Origin of the sequence: Rheinheimera sp. MMS21-TC3, from assembly GCF_032229285.1 — a bacterium.
In the GTDB taxonomy this organism is placed as follows: domain Bacteria; phylum Pseudomonadota; class Gammaproteobacteria; order Enterobacterales; family Alteromonadaceae; genus Alishewanella.
Window position 1 is genome coordinate 2070976 of the sequence record NZ_CP135084.1, and the last position, 19104, is coordinate 2090079.

The 19104-nt window shown below is 39.1% G+C and carries 17 protein-coding genes; 10 read left to right on the plus strand and 7 right to left on the minus strand.

The genetic code is table 11. The features are described 5' to 3' along the window. Positions 1-18 precede the first annotated feature (18 nt). Positions 19-1407 (plus strand): aminodeoxychorismate synthase component I, encoded by a 1389-nt coding sequence (pabB, locus tag RDV63_RS10125; RefSeq protein WP_313909380.1) that lies wholly within the window; start codon positions 19-21, stop codon positions 1405-1407. A 6-nt stretch (positions 1408-1413) separates the two neighbouring features. Continuing rightward, complete coding sequence (locus tag RDV63_RS10130; RefSeq protein WP_313909381.1) at positions 1414-1974, plus strand: CoA pyrophosphatase; 561 nt, start codon at positions 1414-1416, stop codon at positions 1972-1974. Positions 1975-2065: 91 nt separating this feature from the next. Here the strand turns inward: RDV63_RS10130 and RDV63_RS10135 are convergent, their stop codons facing one another. Then, positions 2066-2356: a high-potential iron-sulfur protein gene (locus tag RDV63_RS10135; protein WP_313909382.1), complete on the minus strand. Its 291-nt coding sequence runs from the start codon at positions 2354-2356 to the stop codon at positions 2066-2068. 329 nt (positions 2357-2685) lie between these two features. On the opposite strand from RDV63_RS10135, the gene RDV63_RS10140 reads away from it, so the two are divergent. From RDV63_RS10140 to RDV63_RS10155, 4 genes are read left to right on the plus strand one after another with little or no spacing between them, the layout of a single operon-like run. Continuing rightward, positions 2686-2970, plus strand: a complete 285-nt coding sequence (locus tag RDV63_RS10140; RefSeq protein WP_313909383.1) for a J domain-containing protein — start codon at positions 2686-2688, stop codon at positions 2968-2970. A gap of 7 nt (positions 2971-2977) precedes the next feature. Then, entirely contained in the window at positions 2978-3523 is a 546-nt protein-coding gene (locus tag RDV63_RS10145) for a hypothetical protein (RefSeq protein ID WP_313909384.1), read from the plus strand. Beyond that, a complete protein-coding gene (locus tag RDV63_RS10150) occupies positions 3523-4284 on the plus strand; it encodes a hypothetical protein (protein WP_313909385.1) in 762 nt (253 codons plus the stop codon). Before RDV63_RS10145 ends, RDV63_RS10150 begins: the two co-directional genes overlap by 1 nt. A gap of 11 nt (positions 4285-4295) precedes the next feature. Continuing rightward, positions 4296-5189 carry a hypothetical protein gene (locus RDV63_RS10155; RefSeq protein ID WP_313909386.1) on the plus strand — a complete coding sequence of 298 codons (894 nt, stop codon included), beginning with the start codon at positions 4296-4298 and terminating at the stop codon, positions 5187-5189. Positions 5190-5261: 72 nt separating this feature from the next. Here the strand turns inward: RDV63_RS10155 and RDV63_RS10160 are convergent, their stop codons facing one another. The 4 genes from RDV63_RS10160 to RDV63_RS10175 all read right to left on the minus strand — a co-directional run bounded on the left by RDV63_RS10160 (position 5262) and on the right by RDV63_RS10175 (position 12523). Then, complete coding sequence (locus RDV63_RS10160; RefSeq protein WP_313909387.1) at positions 5262-5852, minus strand: uracil-DNA glycosylase family protein; 591 nt, start codon at positions 5850-5852, stop codon at positions 5262-5264. Between the two features lie 20 nt (positions 5853-5872). Further along, a complete protein-coding gene (locus RDV63_RS10165) occupies positions 5873-9490 on the minus strand; it encodes an EAL domain-containing protein (RefSeq protein ID WP_313909388.1) in 3618 nt (1205 codons plus the stop codon). A 61-nt stretch (positions 9491-9551) separates the two neighbouring features. Continuing rightward, a complete protein-coding gene (locus RDV63_RS10170) occupies positions 9552-11111 on the minus strand; it encodes a PAS domain-containing methyl-accepting chemotaxis protein (RefSeq protein WP_313909389.1) in 1560 nt (519 codons plus the stop codon). Positions 11112-11296: 185 nt separating this feature from the next. Then, positions 11297-12523, minus strand: a complete 1227-nt coding sequence (locus RDV63_RS10175) for a DUF2254 domain-containing protein (protein WP_313909390.1) — start codon at positions 12521-12523, stop codon at positions 11297-11299. Positions 12524-12764: 241 nt separating this feature from the next. Here RDV63_RS10175 and RDV63_RS10180 point away from each other — a divergent pair, with 241 nt between their 5' ends. After that, entirely contained in the window at positions 12765-14609 is a 1845-nt protein-coding gene (locus tag RDV63_RS10180; protein ID WP_313909391.1) for a M1 family metallopeptidase, read from the plus strand. Between the two features lie 63 nt (positions 14610-14672). Here RDV63_RS10180 and RDV63_RS10185 read toward each other — a convergent pair whose 3' ends face one another. After that, complete coding sequence (locus tag RDV63_RS10185; RefSeq protein ID WP_313909392.1) at positions 14673-15725, minus strand: aldo/keto reductase; 1053 nt, start codon at positions 15723-15725, stop codon at positions 14673-14675. Between the two features lie 155 nt (positions 15726-15880). Between RDV63_RS10185 and RDV63_RS10190 the strand changes: the two genes are divergently transcribed. Then, positions 15881-16306: a hypothetical protein gene (locus RDV63_RS10190; RefSeq protein ID WP_313909393.1), complete on the plus strand. Its 426-nt coding sequence runs from the start codon at positions 15881-15883 to the stop codon at positions 16304-16306. A gap of 89 nt (positions 16307-16395) precedes the next feature. Here the strand turns inward: RDV63_RS10190 and RDV63_RS10195 are convergent, their stop codons facing one another. After that, positions 16396-16623 carry a hypothetical protein gene (locus tag RDV63_RS10195; RefSeq protein WP_313909394.1) on the minus strand — a complete coding sequence of 76 codons (228 nt, stop codon included), beginning with the start codon at positions 16621-16623 and terminating at the stop codon, positions 16396-16398. A gap of 76 nt (positions 16624-16699) precedes the next feature. Between RDV63_RS10195 and rnk the strand changes: the two genes are divergently transcribed. Further along, positions 16700-17104, plus strand: a complete 405-nt coding sequence (gene rnk, locus RDV63_RS10200; protein ID WP_313909395.1) for a nucleoside diphosphate kinase regulator — start codon at positions 16700-16702, stop codon at positions 17102-17104. A gap of 359 nt (positions 17105-17463) precedes the next feature. After that, the gene (locus tag RDV63_RS10205; protein ID WP_313909396.1) at positions 17464-19104 is read left to right on the plus strand and encodes a sodium:solute symporter family transporter; all 1641 of its coding nucleotides are present in this window, start codon (positions 17464-17466) and stop codon (positions 19102-19104) included.

Sequence of the window (19104 nt, forward strand, 5' to 3'; positions counted from 1 at the left end):
CAGCGGCTAGTCCCATTCATGCAGCAACATCTAATTCAAGACGAAATACCAAACAATTTACTCCATTATTTTAGCTATTTTGCTGATAAGCCTTGGTCTATGCTGTTAGACTCAGCAGCAAATCAGCATATTAATAGCCGATACGATATTCTCGTTGCCAAGCCCATAGCCACTTTGCAAGCTAGCAATGGCCAAGTGACTTTAGTTGATTTGCAAACAAATACTCAAACAGAAGGCGCGCCTTTTGCGTTATTGCAGCAAGGTTTAAATCAGTTTTTTCCTAATAAAGTTGCTACCGAACTACCCTTTATAGGCGGTGCCTTAGGTTACTTCGGTTACGATTTAGGCCGCTATATTGAAACCCTACCTAGCCTAGCCAAACAAGATATCGACTTACCCGATATGGCTATCGGCTTTTATACTTGGGCGCTAATATTAGATAAACAGCAACAACAGCTATGGTGTGTAGACTATAACGGTAACGCACAAGAGCGGTGGCAAAACCTAAAACAGACTTTTAACTCAAATAATAATGCAAGCACAGCTGCACCTAAGCCCCGGCCCTTTAGCTTAACTAGCCAGTGGCAATCTAATATGGATAAAGCGAGTTATCAGCAAAAATTTGAGCAAATTCAGCAGTATTTATTAAGCGGTGACTGCTATCAAATTAACTTAGCTCAGCGCTTTAATGCCCATTATCAAGGTGACGAATGGCAAGCTTATCTAAAACTACGCGATAGCAATGCTGCGCCTTTTTCGGCTTTTATTCGCACAGAGCAAGGCTGTGTATTAAGTGTTTCACCAGAGCGCCTGTTGCAGTTGCATAATAAGCAAGTTGAAACCAAGCCGATAAAAGGAACTCGGCCTCGTGGATTTTGCGCTATGACAGATGAAATAGAAGTCAATAATTTACGTAATTCAGCTAAAGATCGCGCCGAAAACGTGATGATTGTCGACTTATTGCGCAATGATATCGGCAAAGTATGCCAACCAGGTAGTGTGGCTGTACCTAGCTTATTTGCTATTGAAAGTTTCCCTGCAGTGCATCATTTAGTCAGTACCATAACAGGCACCTTAGCGGATAATTACACAGCCGTTGACTTGCTACAGGCTGCTTTTCCTGGCGGCTCTATTACCGGCGCACCTAAGGTGCGAGCTATGGAAATAATAGAGCAGCTAGAGCCACATCGTCGTTCAGTTTATTGTGGTAGCATCGGCTATATTAATGCTAACGGCGACATGGATAGCAATATCACTATTCGCACCCTTGTGTGTAATCAGCAACAAATTTATTGTTGGGCAGGTGGCGGAATTGTTGCCGACTCTAATGTTGACAGTGAGTTTCAAGAAACCTTAGATAAAGTCAATAAAATTTTACCTACCTTGCAATCGAACAGGTGTGAGTAAGCCGCAATGCAAGCTGATGAATTTCGACAACGCTTTATGTTACATCAAGCAGCCCAAGCTGAAGAAGGCAGAGCAAGCGATATAAAGCAAGCGGCGGTTTTAGTGCCTATTATCGATTACGGCACTGAATTAACCTTATTATTTACCCAGCGCGCCTTACATTTAAGGCATCATCCTGGCCAAATAAGTTTTCCTGGCGGGCGAATAGAACCTAATGAAACACCGGCTGAAGCAGCTTTACGTGAAGCAAATGAAGAAATTGGCCTACTAAGTCACAATGTTGACTTACTTGGCACCTTGCCAATTCAACCAACAAACACCGGTTTTACCATAGTGCCTTGGGTGGCTTTAGTTAACCCCCAGCCACGCTGGCATATAGAGCCAAATGAAGTTGCCGATATTTTTGAAGTACCATTACAGCACTTTTTACAGCAGCAAAACCGCCATCAATTTAATTTGCCTCTTGCCGGCAAAATAAGACAATTACACGCGATGCCCTATCAGGGTCGGTTTATATGGGGTGCGACAGCCGCAATTATGCACCGGCTGTGTATTCAGTTGCTTTAATCTAGCACCAACACAAACGAGGCTATCACGGCCCCGTTTTATTTCATCTAACTTTTTAAATTATGCATTTACAACGTTTTTAAAGCTCAACTTATACTGGCTTTTTCGCCCATGCAGCACACCAACCATTACTATGTACTAGCTTGCCTGGGAAAATTGCACAAGGACGCCATTCCTCACCCTCTGCCCCCTGAATTAAGGCGCAGTTAGCACAGTTTGAGCCTTCTTTAACTGACTCATGAGTATATTGTAATGCTTTTGCCTGTGGGTTTTCAGGATCCAGTTGCTCTGCAGCAAAAGCTTTAAGGCTAACACCGCCCACACTTAAGCCGACCAGACCACCGGCAGATAACTTTAAAAAACGTCTTCTATCAGTTTTCATGATATATCCTCTGTTTTGTCGTTGTTTAACCGCAAGCAATTGCTATTATTGTTGTAATATTTGCAGTTAGTAGGCATGGTTTCCATGCCTCTATTATTTAAGCACAGATTAGACTTAAACCGAAGAGAGACCAAGCTTAAACTTTCCGGCCCGCCTTTAGCAGGTGCGCGGTAAAACTTTATTATGAAATATCGTTATAGAATGGCAAAATAAAAGCTTTTACTAAGTTTGTTTAACACGGCTTGTCGCTATTCTGCTATTATAATTGGTGGCTGTAGTTACAGCAGTGCGTTCTTATTAAATAACTTTTTCTGTGCGCAGGACAATTCATGATTAATCACTTTCGGGTACTTGGCATTAAAACTAATGCCACAGATGATGAGATTAAGAAAGCTTATCGACGCCAAGCCAATAAGTATCATCCAGATAAGTTATTTGGTTTATCTGAGCAAGAGCTCCAATATGCTGCAGCACAATTACAACGTGTCACTACCGCTTACAATGTATTATCAGATCCAAAGCAAAAAGCAGCTTTTATTAAAGATTTTAATAACGTAATAGTACCCGACCCAACTTCAGCAATGCAGGAGTTATGGGACCAATTTTATCCGTGAGTAATTTATGTCTAAAAAGTTAAATATATCGCATCTAGAGTCATTAAAAACTGAAGCGTTAGAGAACATTCATTCTTACGATGACCCAGAGTCGCCAACGGCGTTACTGCAATTTACTAGTAAAATGAAAGCGATCCTACTGCAGGATCCATCAATGTTGGCCGCGCTACCGGAATATTTACCTATTGCCTTATACGGTCAAATTAAATTTCCACCTGAGGCTATTAAGCAGTGGCAACGATGGTTAGCAAATGCAACTATGCCAAGCTGGGATCAATTTAAAACCAGTGTTGCTTTTAATAATGCTGATCTGCCTTTTATTAAAGCCATCCGTGACTATTCAGAATCAGTATTAATTGAAGCTTGCGCTGTAGTATTTATGATAATTCAGGACAATAACACTGTTATCAATTATGACAACGACGACTCTGAAGAACGTGCAGACGATTACCAAGATAATGACTATGACAGTGATTATGATGACCAATCAGATGATGAAGATGGCTATGACGATCAATATGACGATATCGGCTTTAAAGGAGAAAACTCTTAATGACCAATTTAATTGAAGTTGCAGCAGCAGAAATTAAGCAACTCGCCGTAATTGAACCTAAACAAGCCAGTAAAAAATTTGAGCTAATTGCTAATACAATGTCAGATCAACAGCTTGTTGAGGTCATTGAAAATATTGATATTGTTACTTTAACCCAAATTAATAGTCAGCATGATTTATCTTTTCCTTCCATTATTTCTGAGCTAATGACACCAGAAAAGATTCGCGATATTGTCTGTCAGCAACCGCTATATTGGGAAGAACAAATTAAAAGTAATGCTGAAGAACTACAACAACATACTTTTGATTTTTTAACCTATTTAATTCGTAATCAAGATAGCGAAGAAAAACAAGCAGAAATTTTACAATGTATTGCTGACGATCCTGCCGGCCTATTTTATCTATCTATTCCTTTTATTGAATTATATCGCGGTGAGCAATTACACGATGATGATACTTACAATGATACCCAGCATGATGAAGAAGAAGATTTAGAAGAGGCTACACGCTTTACTGAACGCCATCGTAATGAAGATGTACATAACATTAGTTATGATGACCCTCGTAGTTTATTAGCATTAATTCGTTATTTAACGCCAAGAGTGGAATCAGCCATTAAAGCGCTTATTCGTAACGAAAATTCTGGCTGGGAAGGTATTATTAATAAATTTGCCACCGAATTAGTGATGCAAGCCAAAGAAAATAATAAAGCCACTGACGAATATTCTGAAGTAGACGATATGTTTAGCTTTTTAGATTAAGGGTTATTTTCATGCAGTTAATGCTACGTGATGGCAGTAATGGGCCTTTTCTTACTCAAGTTATTGCCAAGGCCCAAGCCGAGCAACAACTTGATGCCGCTAACTTAGATTTATTAAAATCAAAAGCGGTTTTAATGAGCTTAAAGTTTGCTGATAAATTTTATAATAAATATAAAATGCACTTATTAGAGCAAGCGGCTAACGATATTATCGGTGTAGTTAGCTTAGGCTTAAGAGAGCTAGCAGATAATGATCTTGATAAGGCCTTAGCGATTTTACTAGCACCAGAGAGTATTATAAAGCCGTTTCAAAAAGGCTGGAGCATGCTAAGTGCTGTTAGTAAAAATCAGCAAGCTAAGTCTTTATATGTAGATGTTCAACAAAGCTTACTGCAAAATATATCAACGCCACCCGATGCCGAAGACTGGATGGGCTGGCAACATTATCAGCAAGCTATGCGCGAACATTTACACGCAGAAGCAAGACAGTTATTACATAAACAGTTTTTTATTCGCACTAGCTATGATGAATATGAGCACTTTGGCTTAGAAGATGTATTAGCAGAAATAGTGTTCTATCGCGCCCTTACTTCTGGCGATAAAGTAAAGCATGACTTAAAGCAGCGTTTGCGCAATATCACTTTACAGCCACATTGGTTTAATACCCACTATTTTGCGATGCAAGCCGAGTCGGTATTTGCCGAAATGCCACAAAATATTGCTGATGCTATTAAAGCAGATTTAGGGCCGCACTTTATACCGGCCTTAGTACGCACCTTAGAGTTTGCTAAAAGTTACCAAGCACTAGCCCTTAACGATGCCTCACCAGAAAAGTTAGATGCACTTGAAAGCCAACACGGTTTAAGTAATCCATTATTAGGCTGGCCGCAGTATTTAGATCTTTAACCTGCTTTATAAATAGCTTAAAGCTTAATTAAAGAGCCAAAACTACATTTACTGTTATTTGGCTCTTTAACATTAAATTAGCTGGCTAATCTTTTTTTGTAGCAGCGGCAGCAACTGCTGTTCAAACCAAAGGTGTTTCTTTAACCAAATATTATTTCTAGGACTGGGGTGCGGCAGTACTAGGGTGTTGTTGTCGCTGTCATCAGCAAGCTGTTGTAAGCTTTGTTCCACTGCGGCGGTAACCGTGCCTTTAAACTGAGGCTTGTGCCATTTAATCGCGTATTGGCCAATAATAACAGTCAGTTTAATTTGAGATATTTGATCTAACAGCTGTTGTCGCCAAGCTGGGGCACATTCAGGTCGTGGCGCTAAATCACCACTTTTTCCCTTGCCAGGGTAACAAAAACCCATCGGTAATATGGCAATAAGTTCGGGATTATAAAACTGCTCTGAATTTAGCCCTAGCCATTGCCGTAAACGTTTACCGCTAGCATCATCAAAGGGAACACCACTGTTATGGGCTTTTACTCCAGGTGCTTGACCGGCAATTAGAATTTTTGCGTTAACACTTGCTTGTAAAATGGGTTTTGCCAATAAGGGTAAATTATCCTGACACAAGCTACATTGCCGCACTTGCTGCATAAGCGTTGAAAAGTTAGCCACTATCCCTCCTGTGTCGAATATTAATTATTCATTTTTACTAACCAATTTTGTTGGAACTCCTCAGCGAGTATAGGCTTGGCATAAAAGTAGCCTTGGGCATAGTCACAGCCTAATCGCGTTAATTCATCTGCTATAAGTTTATCTTCCACGCCTTCGGCTAAAGTTTTCATACCAAATATTTTAGCGGTAGCTATAACTGTTTTAACAATTGCATGATTCGTTTTATCTGTAAGTAAGCTTTTTACAAAAGACATATCTATTTTTAAAGTATCAGCATTAATATTTTTTAAATAACTAAGCGATGAATGCCCGGTGCCAAAATCATCAATTGCTAAATTAAAACCAGCTTGTTTCAGCTGATGTAATACTTTAATTGCCTGGGTAGGATCACGCATTAACCCTGTCTCGGTTAACTCGATTTCAAAATCCTGCGCTGACAAACCTAGCTGTTCAACTTTTTCATCAAGCCACATAGCAACATTAGGCATTTCTAAGTTTTTTGCTGACACATTTATTGCTAGTTTAACCTGTTTATCTGGTCCAGATAGATAACCTAACTTTTGCCAGTCAGCTAATTGTTTACCTGCTGTATTAATAACCCAAGCTGTAATTGGGTTAATTAAACCTCTATCTTCGGCTAGTGGTATAAAAACATCTGGCGCTACCCAACCTAATTCATTATCAAACCAGCGAATAAGAACTTCAGCACCACTTAATTGACCTGTTTTCAAATTAACTTGTGGTTGATAACGCAAACTAAAATTAGGTTGTCCTGAAACTATACCGTGCTTTAAACGCTGAAATATTAATGCCCGACGCTGAACTCTATCACCGATAACTGTATTATAAAAACTATGGTTCAACTGTTGCTCTTTAGCATGACCAAGAGCAATGTTAGCCCCTCGTATTAATGAGTCATAATCAGTAGCATCATCAGGATATAAAGCACCACCGGCACGAACAGAAACAGTTAATTGATTGCCCATAATATCTAGGGGCTTTTTAATAACATTCTGAATACGTTCAGTAAGCTTGGCTGCGGATCCTGAATTAGTAAGCACCGCAGCTAAAGCAAATTTATCAGCATGGATCCTAGCTAAGGCATCAAACTCACGATCAACTGCGTTAACATTAACTTCAGCATGATGACGAAAGTCTTCATCCATAAACTTCAGTGCTAAATCAGCTTGACGAATTTGCTGAGCAAAACGCTTTGCAACAGCTTTAATTGTAATGTCACCACCTTTATAGCCCATAGTTTCGTTTATTTCGGCTAGCTTGATAATATCGAAATAAATGACTGCGATAGTATAGTTACACTGCTTAGCCGCTTTTAATAAGTACTCCAAACGCGCTGTAAATAAATTGCTATTTGCTAATCCTGTCAATTCATCAAAATATGCTAACTGTTTTATTTTTCTTTCTTTTTCTTTTATTTCAGTTAAATCTCGCCAAACAACCTGCAAGCAAGCGTGTTTTTTATAAATAACCGGGGTTAAGGTAATTTCAGTTGGAGTTTCAGTACTTTTTACTGTGGAATATAACCAAGTATACTTTTGATAGCCTTGCTGCCAAGCTATATCAATCTTTTCTGAACGTTGTGCCGCTGCAGTATTTATCAGGCTATTTGCTATTCCAAGCTCACTTAATTTTTTATTAATTAAATCACTCTGCTTAGTAAAACCAAATAACGATAAAGCTGCTGCATTGCAGTCGATTATTCTCTGCGACTTATTAATTATTGCTATAGGATCATCCGAACGCTGAAGCAGGTTATTAACGTCTCGCTCTTGCGCATTACGCAATCGTTCAACTTGCCGCTGCACTGATATATCTCGAATTAAATTAATAATAATATCAGCACCAAAGGCTGTGCTCACTAACTGCATTGTTACTTCAACAGGTAACTCTTTATCTGAGGCTGTTAGATGCCAGGTACTGTAATTTAGCGTTTCAACCTCTTTGTTTACTAAAGGAGCTACTAAGGCTTTAAATGCTGATTCATCTGAACTAGCATTAATATTATAAGGCTTTAAGGATAATAACTCTTGCTCAGTCATTCCTAATTGCTTTTGTGCGCCTGAGTTTGCATAGATAATTTCAAAGCTATTTGCATCCACAAAGTAGACAGCATCATGCATATTATCTAACACTGTTTTATAGCGTTGTAACAGCTGATTTTGTTGGTTAACTTCTGTGGTATCAAGCTCAACTAAGACAAAACCAATATGTTTACCGTTGTTTGCGTAAGTTGGGTTACAGCTTATCCTAGCCCAATAAGGGGTTTTATCTTTTTTATATTTAATAATGTCTATATCAATAGGCCTAAGCGCCTTCACTGCAGACATCAATTGTTGAATTTTCTCTTGGCTAGATTTTGGTCCTATTTGTAATAACAGCGGCTTCTTGCCTATAACCTCTGCCGCTTTATACCCTGTAAGCTGATAATAACTAGGGTTACACCATTGAATAACAAAGTCAGGATCTGTTATTACTACACCATTAATTGTTTGTTTAGCGACTATGGCTAAACGCGCATTATCTGTTAAGGTTTTTTCCAGATCTCTTTTTGTTTTACGTGCAATAACTAAAGTTTCAAGCGCATCTGTTATCGGTTTTAAGCCTAATGCAATACTGTCATTATACCCTTCTGGCCTATTTATCAGCACTAAAACCGCACTCACTTGCTGGTTTATACGGATGGGTAAACCTAAAAATGACTTTGTATCTAAATAATTTTTATATAATTCACCTGACCGAGGGTCATTAGCCAGATCATTAGAAATAACTGTATCTTGTGTTAACAGTACTTCGCCAAGTAAATTATCTAGCTGGTGAAATTCTAATCCTAAATCTTTATGAGACTTTTGTTGCTCAAGCGACAAAGCATGATCACTGATTGCTTTAATTTTTAAGTAGGGTTGATTTTGTTCACTGGTTTTAACAAGGGCTAATAAAGCTGATTTACTCTCTGTGAGTAACAGCATCTCATCAAGCAGAACAAATAGCTCAGAATCGTCTGAAGAATCAGTAATGTAAGCGGTTTGAATACGATTAATAGCATCTTGTAGGCGCAACTGATAATTAAATTGCTCTGATACTTTTTGTTTACCTGCAATTAGGCTTTGATGGCTAGCATACATATAGGCATCAAAGGCTAAGGTAATATCTAACAACGCGACTTTATATAACGCAGTTAAGGTCGCAGGAATAGCCTGAGGTTGTTGCTGTAATATTTCAGATATGGCTTGGCTAGCTAAGGTTAAATATGCACCATAAGCACCAATATACCACTGGGTATTTAAGCCAACTTGTTCGTGTGCAATACCAACTTTAAGCCGATTTTCGGCATAAGTTACATCATATATTCCCGCTGTTAATCGCCGAAAATAATTAGCTTGTTTTTGCTTTAAGCTTTCTAAAGAGCCCGATTTAATTAAAATAGACTCTAGTGCATCAAACTTAAATAAATGCTGATAAAAAGCATCTATTAGCTTTGTTTCATATTGTTGTAATGGAAGATGGACTTGCTTTAATAAGTCCACCTCCTGTTGGCTTAGATCTATTAATGCTTTACGATCCACAAATTGCTTATTCGAAAACTGTAAGTACTTAACAATCTCTTGTAAGTTTTGCATTAATTAATCCTGTAGCTTATGACTTAACTATTTATATAGCAGCTTAAACAACTTAATAAACTTAATGCTTTTTAAATCTAACCACTAATTCATACAATTCATCTGCAATATTTTGTAAGTGCGAGATAGAAGTAATCGCATCATTTGCACTGTCGGTACTCACATCAGCGAGTGTTGAAATGCTAACCACTTGCTTATTAATATCTTCGGCAACATGCGTTTGCTCTTCTACTGCCGTCGCCATTTGTGCAGACATATTGGCAATATTTCCTACTGCATCAGCAATGCCATTTAACATTTCTGCACTTTCTAACACTCGGGCTAAGCCTTCTTCTGCATCTTCACTACCCGTATTAGCAACCGTCACTGCTGTTGATGCTTTTTGGGTTAAAGAGTTAACAATAGCGTAGATATCCTTAGTTGACTCTTGGGTACGCTGGGCTAAATTACGCACTTCATCTGCTACCACAGCAAAACCACGACCTTGCTCACCGGCTCGGGCGGCTTCTATTGCCGCATTTAATGCCAGTAAGTTAGTTTGTTCAGCAATTTGTTCAATTATTTGTGCTGCTGCAGCAATATTTTTGGTTTGCTCCGACACTTCTGTGACAGATTTACCAATATTAAGTACTGTATCTCGTAATTTTTCGATTGAAGCTTTGGTAATATCAGACACTCTATTGCCATCTTTTGTTAATTGATAAGCAGTGCCAGCTTGAGTCGCTGTATTATTAACATGCATGGCAACTTCAGAGATAGTTGTTGTCATTTGATTCATAGCTGTTGCTACTTGGATAGTTTCAGCCTGTTGTTGATCTAGCTTTTCACTTGCAGTGTTAGTCAGGCCTAAGCTTTTAATTGACTCTGCAGCGACTTGTGCTGATGAATTTTCAATTCTGTTCAAAATGGTATCTAAATGTGCATTTTGGCTAAGTAATGACACCTTTAGTTTACCCATTACACCTACATCATCAGTATAGCTAAGCACGGCTAGTTGGTCTGAAAAGGCATGTTCTAATAAGTTATCTAAAACCCCTAAATCATTATTACGTCTTAGACTAATCCAAATGGAATAGACTAAGCTAGACACTAAAGCTAACCCAAAAGCCGCACTAGATTGTTCGGTTAAGAAATACAGGCCTAAGGCAAGTAAAGAGGTAACAATTAGCATAATGGTAGGTAACGACACTGGTGCAGCCGTTTTTAGCGGTTTACCTTGCTTAATTTCAGAGTATAGTTTTTCAGCTCGAGTAATATCGTCTTGTTTGGCAGCAGAACGGACAGACTCATAGCCAACAATTTTGCCATTGTTAGTCACGGGAGTCACATAAGCATTTACCCAATAAAAATCGCCATTTTTACAACGATTTTTAATTATGCCCATCCACGGTTTGCCCGTTTTAAGCTGTGTCCATAACTGTTTAAAGGCCAGTTCAGGCATATCTGGGTGACGCACAATATTATGCGGCTGCCCTAGTAATTCTTGTCGAGAAAAACCACTCACGTCAACAAAGGCGTCATTACAATCAATAATATTGCCCTGAGTATCAGTAACAGAGATCAAACGCAGCTCTGAATTAAAAGTACGTTGATTGTTAGTAACTGGATGATTTGTACGCATAAAAAAGTCTCTGAATGATTTAAAGTCATTATACTAGGGCCAAATAAATAACCGCAATATAAATAAGGTTAATTTATCTAATTTGTTGTTTTAATTAATTTAAAAACAAAATATCAACATTAATTAACTTTACAGACTCATTAAAGTTGCTGCTATTTAACTATAAAGTTAGCCACCAAACTAAATTAATCAATCTTAGCCGGTTGCTGCTGAAGCTGATGATGTAATTGCTCTAATATCTTATTATCAAAATCATTGGCTAGGCCACTTTTAGCCCGAGCCAAAGCAAGCTCTGAATGTCTAAGTGCTTGTCGTTGGAACTCACCTCCAATATAGGCTAATGCAATAAAGGTTTTTTGCAACCTTATTTGTATCTCTACTAAACTAGCGCCATCACGGGCAATAGGCGTAAAAAAATCATCAAATAAATCGGCTAATTGAATAGGTAATACAGATACTAAGGGATACTCTACTTCATCTTTGCTAGGAACATTTTCTTGCGCAGTAACTTGCCAATTAGACAACACGCGCATGCCACGCCCTATAATTTCAATAGCCGTGCCAGGATCATTTACCGCCGGTGATAAAGCCCGGGATGCAATTTCAGCTAACACCAGCAGACCAAAACGAGGGTCTTGATCAAAAGATCGCTGGTCATTAATAGTAAAGGCATTACACAAGCCTAGTGTGTCGGCTTTGGGTAGTGCACTCATCCAAAGTAAAGGACGTCCTGGGTGAACAAAAGCTCCTGGCAAACTAGTCACAAAGACCTCAATATTATTAGCGGTACAAAAGCTATTTATTTTTTTTATATCTACATGTTGAATATAACCAATAGTCTCTGTCATTAACGGTTTAGCATCGGCGCCAATATCATCGACAGAAGCTAATTTATTACCGCCTAGCCATGGATATTTAACTTGTCTTTGCACTGCGGCAAAAACCGCATCTTCAACTCTATCGGATGTTTCACCTACCCTACCTAATGATGATAAGTGGTTAATCCAAATTAGAATGGTGGCAACAATTAATACCACTACACCCACAGTGACAATAAATAAGATTACCCGCCCCTGATCGCCATATGCACCTGTACTTAATGCAATAATACTGACAATACTATACAAAAAAGTTCCTACAAAAGTGGCTAATGCATTTTGGGTCGTACTGTCTTCCATTAATAGCCTAGTAGCACGAGGTGATACACTGTTAGTCGCGGCGCTAAAAGCGGCAATCATAACGCTAAGCGAAAAAGTGGTAACCGTTAACATACTTGAAGCAAGTATGGTTAATATTTTATCTACCGCATCAGCACCTATAAGACCAGCTAACTCAGGGGGGATCATATCTTTAAACAGTATTGCAGCTAATGCAGTGACGTTGGCAAGTACGGCAAAAAGCACTGTTCGCATCCATAGCTTCCTGCTTAACTGCAACAACTTCCAGCCCCACTTTGTTACCATATTGTCGTCCTGTTATTATTATTTTACGCTGAGTGCTTATCCACTTAGTATAAAATATTAATTTATTAAATAACCTTATAGCACAGCTTAACATAACTTATGCCGTTGTCAGTTTATCGGTTATTAACTTGTCGCTGGCGACTTAATAGCAGTACACTGCAGGTACTGAATTAATAAAGGGTCACTTTTTATGTCTATTCGTCATCACCTTTTTGCACTATCTGCTTTAGTTTGTGCCTCTGCTGCACAGGCGTCTGTTAGTGATAACCTAACATATGCTAACTATGATCAAGTGAAAGTAGACCACCTCTACCTTGATTTAACCGTTAATTTCGAACAAAAATCTTTGTCTGGCTTTGCTGATTTATCGCTTAACTGGCTAAATGATCAAAGCCAAGATATTTATTTAGATACTCGTGATTTAATTATCGATCGGGTTTATGCCAAAAGAGCAGATGGCAAATGGTTAAAAGTACCTTACAATTTAGCCGCTCGCGATGATGTTATGGGGTCTAAGTTAAGTATTACTCCTAGTTTTAAAGCCGATACAGTACGAATTTACTATAGCTCTACTGATAAAGCTTCAGGTTTACAATGGTTAACCCCAGCGCAAACCGCAGGTAAAACTCAACCCTTTATGTTTAGTCAAAACCAAGCTATTCATGCGCGCAGCTGGATCCCAATTCAAGACACGCCAGCCGTACGTATGACATACCAAGCTCGCATTCATACGGATGATAATGTGCTGGCAGTTATGAGTGCTAATAATGATCCTGATACCCTACGCGATGGTGACTATAGCTTTGATATGCCCCAAGCCATCCCGCCTTACTTAATTGCTATTGCCGCTGGCGATTTGCACTTTAAAGCCATGAGCGATCAAACCGGTATTTATGCCGAGCCCTATATTTTAGACGCCGCAGCCAAAGAGTTCGCTAGCACCCAGCAAATGATAGATGTTGGTGAGCATTTATATGGTGATTATCAATGGGGTAGATACGACTTATTAATGCTACCGCCTAGCTTTCCATTTGGTGGCATGGAAAACCCTCGATTATCATTTATCACACCAACCGTTGTTGCCGGTGATTCCAGCTTAGTTAACCTCATTGCTCACGAACTAGCCCACTCTTGGTCAGGTAATTTAGTCACAAATGCGACTTGGCGCGATTTATGGCTAAATGAAGGTTTTACTTCTTATGTTGAAAACCGCATTATGGAGCAAGTTTTTGGTACCGAGCGTGCCGTGATGGAGCAAGTGCTATCGGTGCAAGATTTAAAAGCAGAATTAAAAGACTTACCAGTAGAAGACAGCATATTATTTGTTGATTTAAAAGGCCGCGATCCAGATGCGGCTTTTAGTGGCGTACCTTACAGTAAAGGCCAATTATTTTTAATGTTTTTAGAGCAAAGATTTGGTCGAGCCATCTTTGATCCTTTTGTGAAAACCTATTTCACCGAGCATTCATTTCAAAGTATGGATACCAAGCGTTTTGTCACTTATTTAAAGCAAAATTTATTAGCTAAACACCCTGGTATTGTAACTGAGCAAGAAGTTAATGAGTGGATTTATAGCCCTGGTTTACCAAAATCAACACCCAACCCAACCTCAGATGTGTTTAATAAAGTACAACAACAAATAGAGTCATGGTTTTCAGGTTCAATTTCGGCAGAGCAACTATCAACCGAAGCTTGGACGGTACATGAATGGCTATACTTTATAAATAACTTGCCTTTAAGCATAAATTTACAGCAAATGGCGGCTTTAGATAGTGCTTATGACTTAACTCATTCAGCTAATACTGAAATTGCTCATGCGTGGTATTTACTCGCTATAAAAGCTAATTACCCTGAAATTACCGCAGCACTTGAGCAATATTTAATTAGTATTGGTCGACGCAAATTAATTATTCCACTCTATGCCGAGTTAGCGAAATCAGCTCAAGGGCTGACCTTTGCCAAAGAAGTATATAGTAAAGCTCGCCCTGGTTATCACCCACTTGCCCAGGGCACTGTGGATGAAATTTTAAAGTAAAGTGTAAACAGTAAAGATAAAGCCCATCTTAAGTTAAATAATGCATTAAGGTGGGCTTTTTTGTTAAAACGGTAAAGGGTATTGTTGTAAGAAGGCCGTAATATCGGCTTGTATTGCAGGTGTTATTTCTAGCTTAAAAGCAGCAATATTCTGCTGTAATTGCGCCATTGAAGTCGCGCCTATAATGGTCGATGTCACCCCTTCTACCTGATTAACCCAAGCCAAAGCTAATTGTGCTGCTGCAACTTTATGGCTCGCTGCTAACTCAATAAAGGCGGCAATAGCTTGATTAGATTTAACAGTGTCACGAAATAAACCATTGCGCTGCAACATACTCCATCGCGTACCTTCTGGCCTAGCACCCTGTAAATACTTTCCTGTTAAGGCACCGCCAGCTAAAGGTGACCAAGCTAAATAAGCGACCTGTTGGTGATGGCACTGCTCTAATAGATAGGGCCAATCTTTGGTATGCAATAAACTAAACTCATTTTGCACCGACACCATAGTAGGCAATGATTCTTGCTTGCTTAGCTGTAAATACTGACTTAAACCCCAGGGTGTTTCATTAGATAAACCACAAAAGCGTATTTTTCCTGCATCAACACAGCTTTGCAATGCCTGTAATAAACCTAGCATCTGCTCGCGTTGCTGTTGACTATCAAACTGCTTAAAACTAATTTGCCCCGGAACATGCTTAGCAAAGTGAGGTGACACTCGGTTCGGCCAATGTAACTGGTATAAATCGATATAATCAGTCTGCAGCCTTAACAGTGACTGATCAACAGCTTGAATTAAGCTTGCTGGCGTCATTGCACTGCCATCTCTAATATAAGCCAAACCACTACCGGCCATTTTGCTTGCTAAGGTAATTTTTTGCCGTTGCTGAGGGTTGCGGGCTAGCCAATTGCCGATTATTTTTTCTGTCGCACCATAGGTTGCAGCAGATGGTGGCACTGAGTACATCTCGGCAGTGTCAATAAAGTTAATGCCCTGACTTAACGCATAGTCTAATTGCTGATCGGCATCATGCTGAGTATTTTGGTTGCCCCAAGTCATAGTGCCTAAACAGACCCGTGAAATAGAAACGCCACTTTTGCCTAATAATGAATATTGCATTATATTACCTAAGCTGAGCTAAATAGGGGCACCTTAACCAAATTGTGTTTTGCAGGCAATGCGATTTTCAATCTATAACTGAGTATTTAGCTACAGTAAAAAACAAGCTATTATGCTAGCCTCAATAATTAACTTTGACAGCTATAGGGCTAAGCATGAGCAACTTCTCTAACTATTTTAAATTTACACTAGTGGTTATTATTACGGCTTTATGGCTAGTTGCTTGTTCGGATGTTCCTAATCCAGGCAAGATAGAGCAAGCTTTACAACAAAAATACAATAATCTATATCCAGATTTAATTGCAGTTGACGATGTAAAAAAAATTAATGGCTGGTCAGATAACGAACAACACTATGCTGCTGAAGTGTCTTATAGCTTAGAGTTTAAAAAGTCTTATAAGCAATATATTGATGAAAAAACAGCACAGCCAGGTAACCCGTTAGAAAAAGTGACGGCTGGAATTACAGCGGGTTTATTAAAATTACAATACGGTGATTTTAAACAAAACGATCAATATAAGATTAAACAAGAAACTTTAACTTTTAGAATGACCGAAAATGGCTGGGCTTTAGTTGACTAATACACTAAGTTTTCAGCCTGATTTATAATCGTTTTAGTACAGGTGGTTGCTAGATTAAACTTATTAATATCTGCTAGCCCTGTACTGAACTATATTGCACTATTGCACTTTGTATACCAATACATTATGGTAGCGTTATGCATACTTTTATTACATTTTGTGCCATAAGGGTTCCCCCTTATAGCCTCATCAATGTCGATCTTGCCTGCCATTTTTTGGCCGGTTTCGTCGTGCGCGAAACCGGCTGATTGCTGTTTAATTTTCTCTCTATAAATTTTACCTAAACTAAATAACTTATTATCTGATGAAATTTTCATCACTACAATTATCTGTACTTACACGTTGCAATAAACTTAACCGTTAAGCCACGTAGTGGTCCTAGAGGAGCTCATTATGTCAACACCAGAATTAACTATTTCCACTACCGATTTTGATCGGTTAGAAACTTTACTTGATAACTTACCAGCCGATGCTTTAGGTGCTGATACTTTAAGTAAGGAACTTGATCGGGCTAATATTGTTGAGCCAAAAGACTTGCCTGATAACATAGTTAGCATGAATTCAACTGTTCGCTTTTCTTGGGGCGACGGCAAAAGCAGCAGTTTAACCTTGGTCTATCCAAAAGATATGGATAAATCAGGCACAACAATTTCAGTATTAGCCCCGGTAGGCAGTGCTTTGCTTGGTTTAAAAACCGGCGATACTATTAATTGGCCTTTACCTAATGGTGATATGTCTACTATTACTATTGATGAGGTTTTATACCAACCAGAGCGGGAAGGTATCTTCCATCGTTAAACAAATGCCGGGCTTATTACCCGGCATTTGTTTTTGTACCGCTAATTTTTCTCCAATCACTAAAGCGCTACTCCTTGATTTTTTGGCAGTTATAGCAATTAATGCTAGTATAGACGCTGCGTTAATTATATCGCATCTTAACGCTGTTACATTATCTTCCGGTTTGTCCGGCTTATTGCTGTTAATTTAAGCTTGTTTCTGCACAGTTACGGCTTTATTCAACCGTAACCTTGCTCGCTATATACAGCTACTTTTAGTGCCAATGCATACGTATTTAGGTATTTATTCATTGGCGCTGCGCAACACCGCCGCATGCAACAAGGGTCCTGCTTGGACTTGGCGGCAGTTTAGGAGTAGACATGTTTCAATTTAGTACAACCAGTGCGCTTTTAATCCTTCTAGGATTTTATGGGCTCACTTTTCTTTTCACTTTAAGCATAGGAAAAAAACAAGAAAACGCTGACGGCTATATGGTATCTAATGGTTCTGTTGGCTTTAGTATGTCAGCCGCGAGTATGACCGCAACGTGGATCTGGGCAGCTTCTTTTTATGCCGCAGCGAGCTCCGGTTATCAATATGGTTTATCTGGCGCTATTCATTATGGTTTCTGGGGCGCCTTAATGATTTTATTTATTTACCCTTTTGGCCGCCGCTTTCGCAAATTAGCCCCTAATGCCCATACTCTTGCAGAAATAATGCATGCGCGCCATGGCAGTTCTAGCCAAATGATCTTAGCCGGTTCAAACATTATCGGCAGTCTAATTAGCTTAATGGTTAACTTTACTGCAGCCGGCGCCCTTGTTGATATTTTATCTCCCCTTACCTTTACTCAAGGTGTTCTCATTGCCGGTGCAGGTGTTCTTTCTTACACCTTTTGGTCAGGTTTTCGCTCATCAGTTTTCACCGACTTTGGCCAACTCGTTGCCATGATAGTGGCCGCTGTTGTTATTATTCCAATGATTTTCTTTCAACTCGGAGGCCCAGAATTATTTGAGCAAGGCATGCATAACTTAACGCCTGAACAAGCCAGCTTCTATTCACCTACCGCAATTTTAGAACAAGGCGCTCCTTTTTTTGTTGCCGTGTTAGCTTATGCCATCGGTAATCAAACTATCGCTCAACGCTTATTTGCAGTGCGTGAAGATTTAATTAAACCTAGCTTTATTACTGCCACCATAGGTTATGGTTCCATTGTTATTGGTTTAGGTATGCTAGGCTTATTAGCCTTGTTGGCCGGTGTAACCCCGATTGATGGTGATTTAAATAATTTAATTCCACAAATGGCAGCAACTTATTTACCGCCTGTTATGGTGATATTGTTATTTGTTATGGTTATAGGCTCACTTTCATCCACCGCAGATTCAGACTTATCGGCACTTTCCGCTATTATTATGACGGATGTCTACGCTAAACATATCAGCAAAAATAAGCCAAACCCAAAAATTATGCTGTTAGTTGGTCGCGCCACTATGGTTATTGCTACAACCCTTGGGGTGACTTTTGCTAGCTTAAAACTTGATATTTTATCCATGTTAATTTTTGTTGGTGCTTTATGGGGTGCTATCGTCTTTCCTGTAATTGCCAGTTTATATTGGAAAAAAGTCACTAATGCTGCTTTTACTAGCTCGGTTGCCATCGCCTTTGTGTTATTTGTATTAGTTAGATTTAACTTTGTCACCCTAACTGGTGCCACTGCTATTGGCTTTGAGATCCTAGCAGCCTTAGGCGGTGCTGTGGTTATTGGCTTAATGAGTTTTGGTTTTTTTGGCCGGCGCGTAGGTATTGTACTAGGGGCAATAGTCGCTTGCGTTTTACTCTTTTATACTCTGGGCTTTTTACGTAACTACATCGTGTTATTAAGCTCGTTAACAGCTTATGGCGCTAGTGCTTTAATCTGTACCGCTATGACTCTACTTAGCAAAAAGCCAGATTTTAATTTTAATGATATTGATAAACGTGTTGTGGAATTCCACACAGAAGAACTTAATAAGGAAATTTAA

What these genes read in the sequence shown, in the direction of transcription:
- pabB (WP_313909380.1), top strand. Translation starts at nt 19, where the DNA reads ATGCAGCAACATCTAATTCAAGACGAAATACCAAACAATTTACTCCAT.
- RDV63_RS10130 (WP_313909381.1), top strand. Translation starts at nt 1,414, where the DNA reads ATGCAAGCTGATGAATTTCGACAACGCTTTATGTTACATCAAGCAGCC.
- RDV63_RS10135 (WP_313909382.1), bottom strand. Translation starts at nt 2,356, where the DNA reads ATGAAAACTGATAGAAGACGTTTTTTAAAGTTATCTGCCGGTGGTCTG.
- RDV63_RS10140 (WP_313909383.1), top strand. Translation starts at nt 2,686, where the DNA reads ATGATTAATCACTTTCGGGTACTTGGCATTAAAACTAATGCCACAGAT.
- RDV63_RS10145 (WP_313909384.1), top strand. Translation starts at nt 2,978, where the DNA reads ATGTCTAAAAAGTTAAATATATCGCATCTAGAGTCATTAAAAACTGAA.
- RDV63_RS10150 (WP_313909385.1), top strand. Translation starts at nt 3,523, where the DNA reads ATGACCAATTTAATTGAAGTTGCAGCAGCAGAAATTAAGCAACTCGCC.
- RDV63_RS10155 (WP_313909386.1), top strand. Translation starts at nt 4,296, where the DNA reads ATGCAGTTAATGCTACGTGATGGCAGTAATGGGCCTTTTCTTACTCAA.
- RDV63_RS10165 (WP_313909388.1), bottom strand. Translation starts at nt 9,490, where the DNA reads ATGCAAAACTTACAAGAGATTGTTAAGTACTTACAGTTTTCGAATAAG.
- RDV63_RS10170 (WP_313909389.1), bottom strand. Translation starts at nt 11,111, where the DNA reads ATGCGTACAAATCATCCAGTTACTAACAATCAACGTACTTTTAATTCA.
- RDV63_RS10175 (WP_313909390.1), bottom strand. Translation starts at nt 12,523, where the DNA reads ATGCGAACAGTGCTTTTTGCCGTACTTGCCAACGTCACTGCATTAGCT.
- RDV63_RS10180 (WP_313909391.1), top strand. Translation starts at nt 12,765, where the DNA reads ATGTCTATTCGTCATCACCTTTTTGCACTATCTGCTTTAGTTTGTGCC.
- RDV63_RS10185 (WP_313909392.1), bottom strand. Translation starts at nt 15,725, where the DNA reads ATGCAATATTCATTATTAGGCAAAAGTGGCGTTTCTATTTCACGGGTC.
- RDV63_RS10190 (WP_313909393.1), top strand. Translation starts at nt 15,881, where the DNA reads ATGAGCAACTTCTCTAACTATTTTAAATTTACACTAGTGGTTATTATT.
- RDV63_RS10195 (WP_313909394.1), bottom strand. Translation starts at nt 16,623, where the DNA reads ATGAAAATTTCATCAGATAATAAGTTATTTAGTTTAGGTAAAATTTAT.
- rnk (WP_313909395.1), top strand. Translation starts at nt 16,700, where the DNA reads ATGTCAACACCAGAATTAACTATTTCCACTACCGATTTTGATCGGTTA.
- RDV63_RS10205 (WP_313909396.1), top strand. Translation starts at nt 17,464, where the DNA reads ATGTTTCAATTTAGTACAACCAGTGCGCTTTTAATCCTTCTAGGATTT.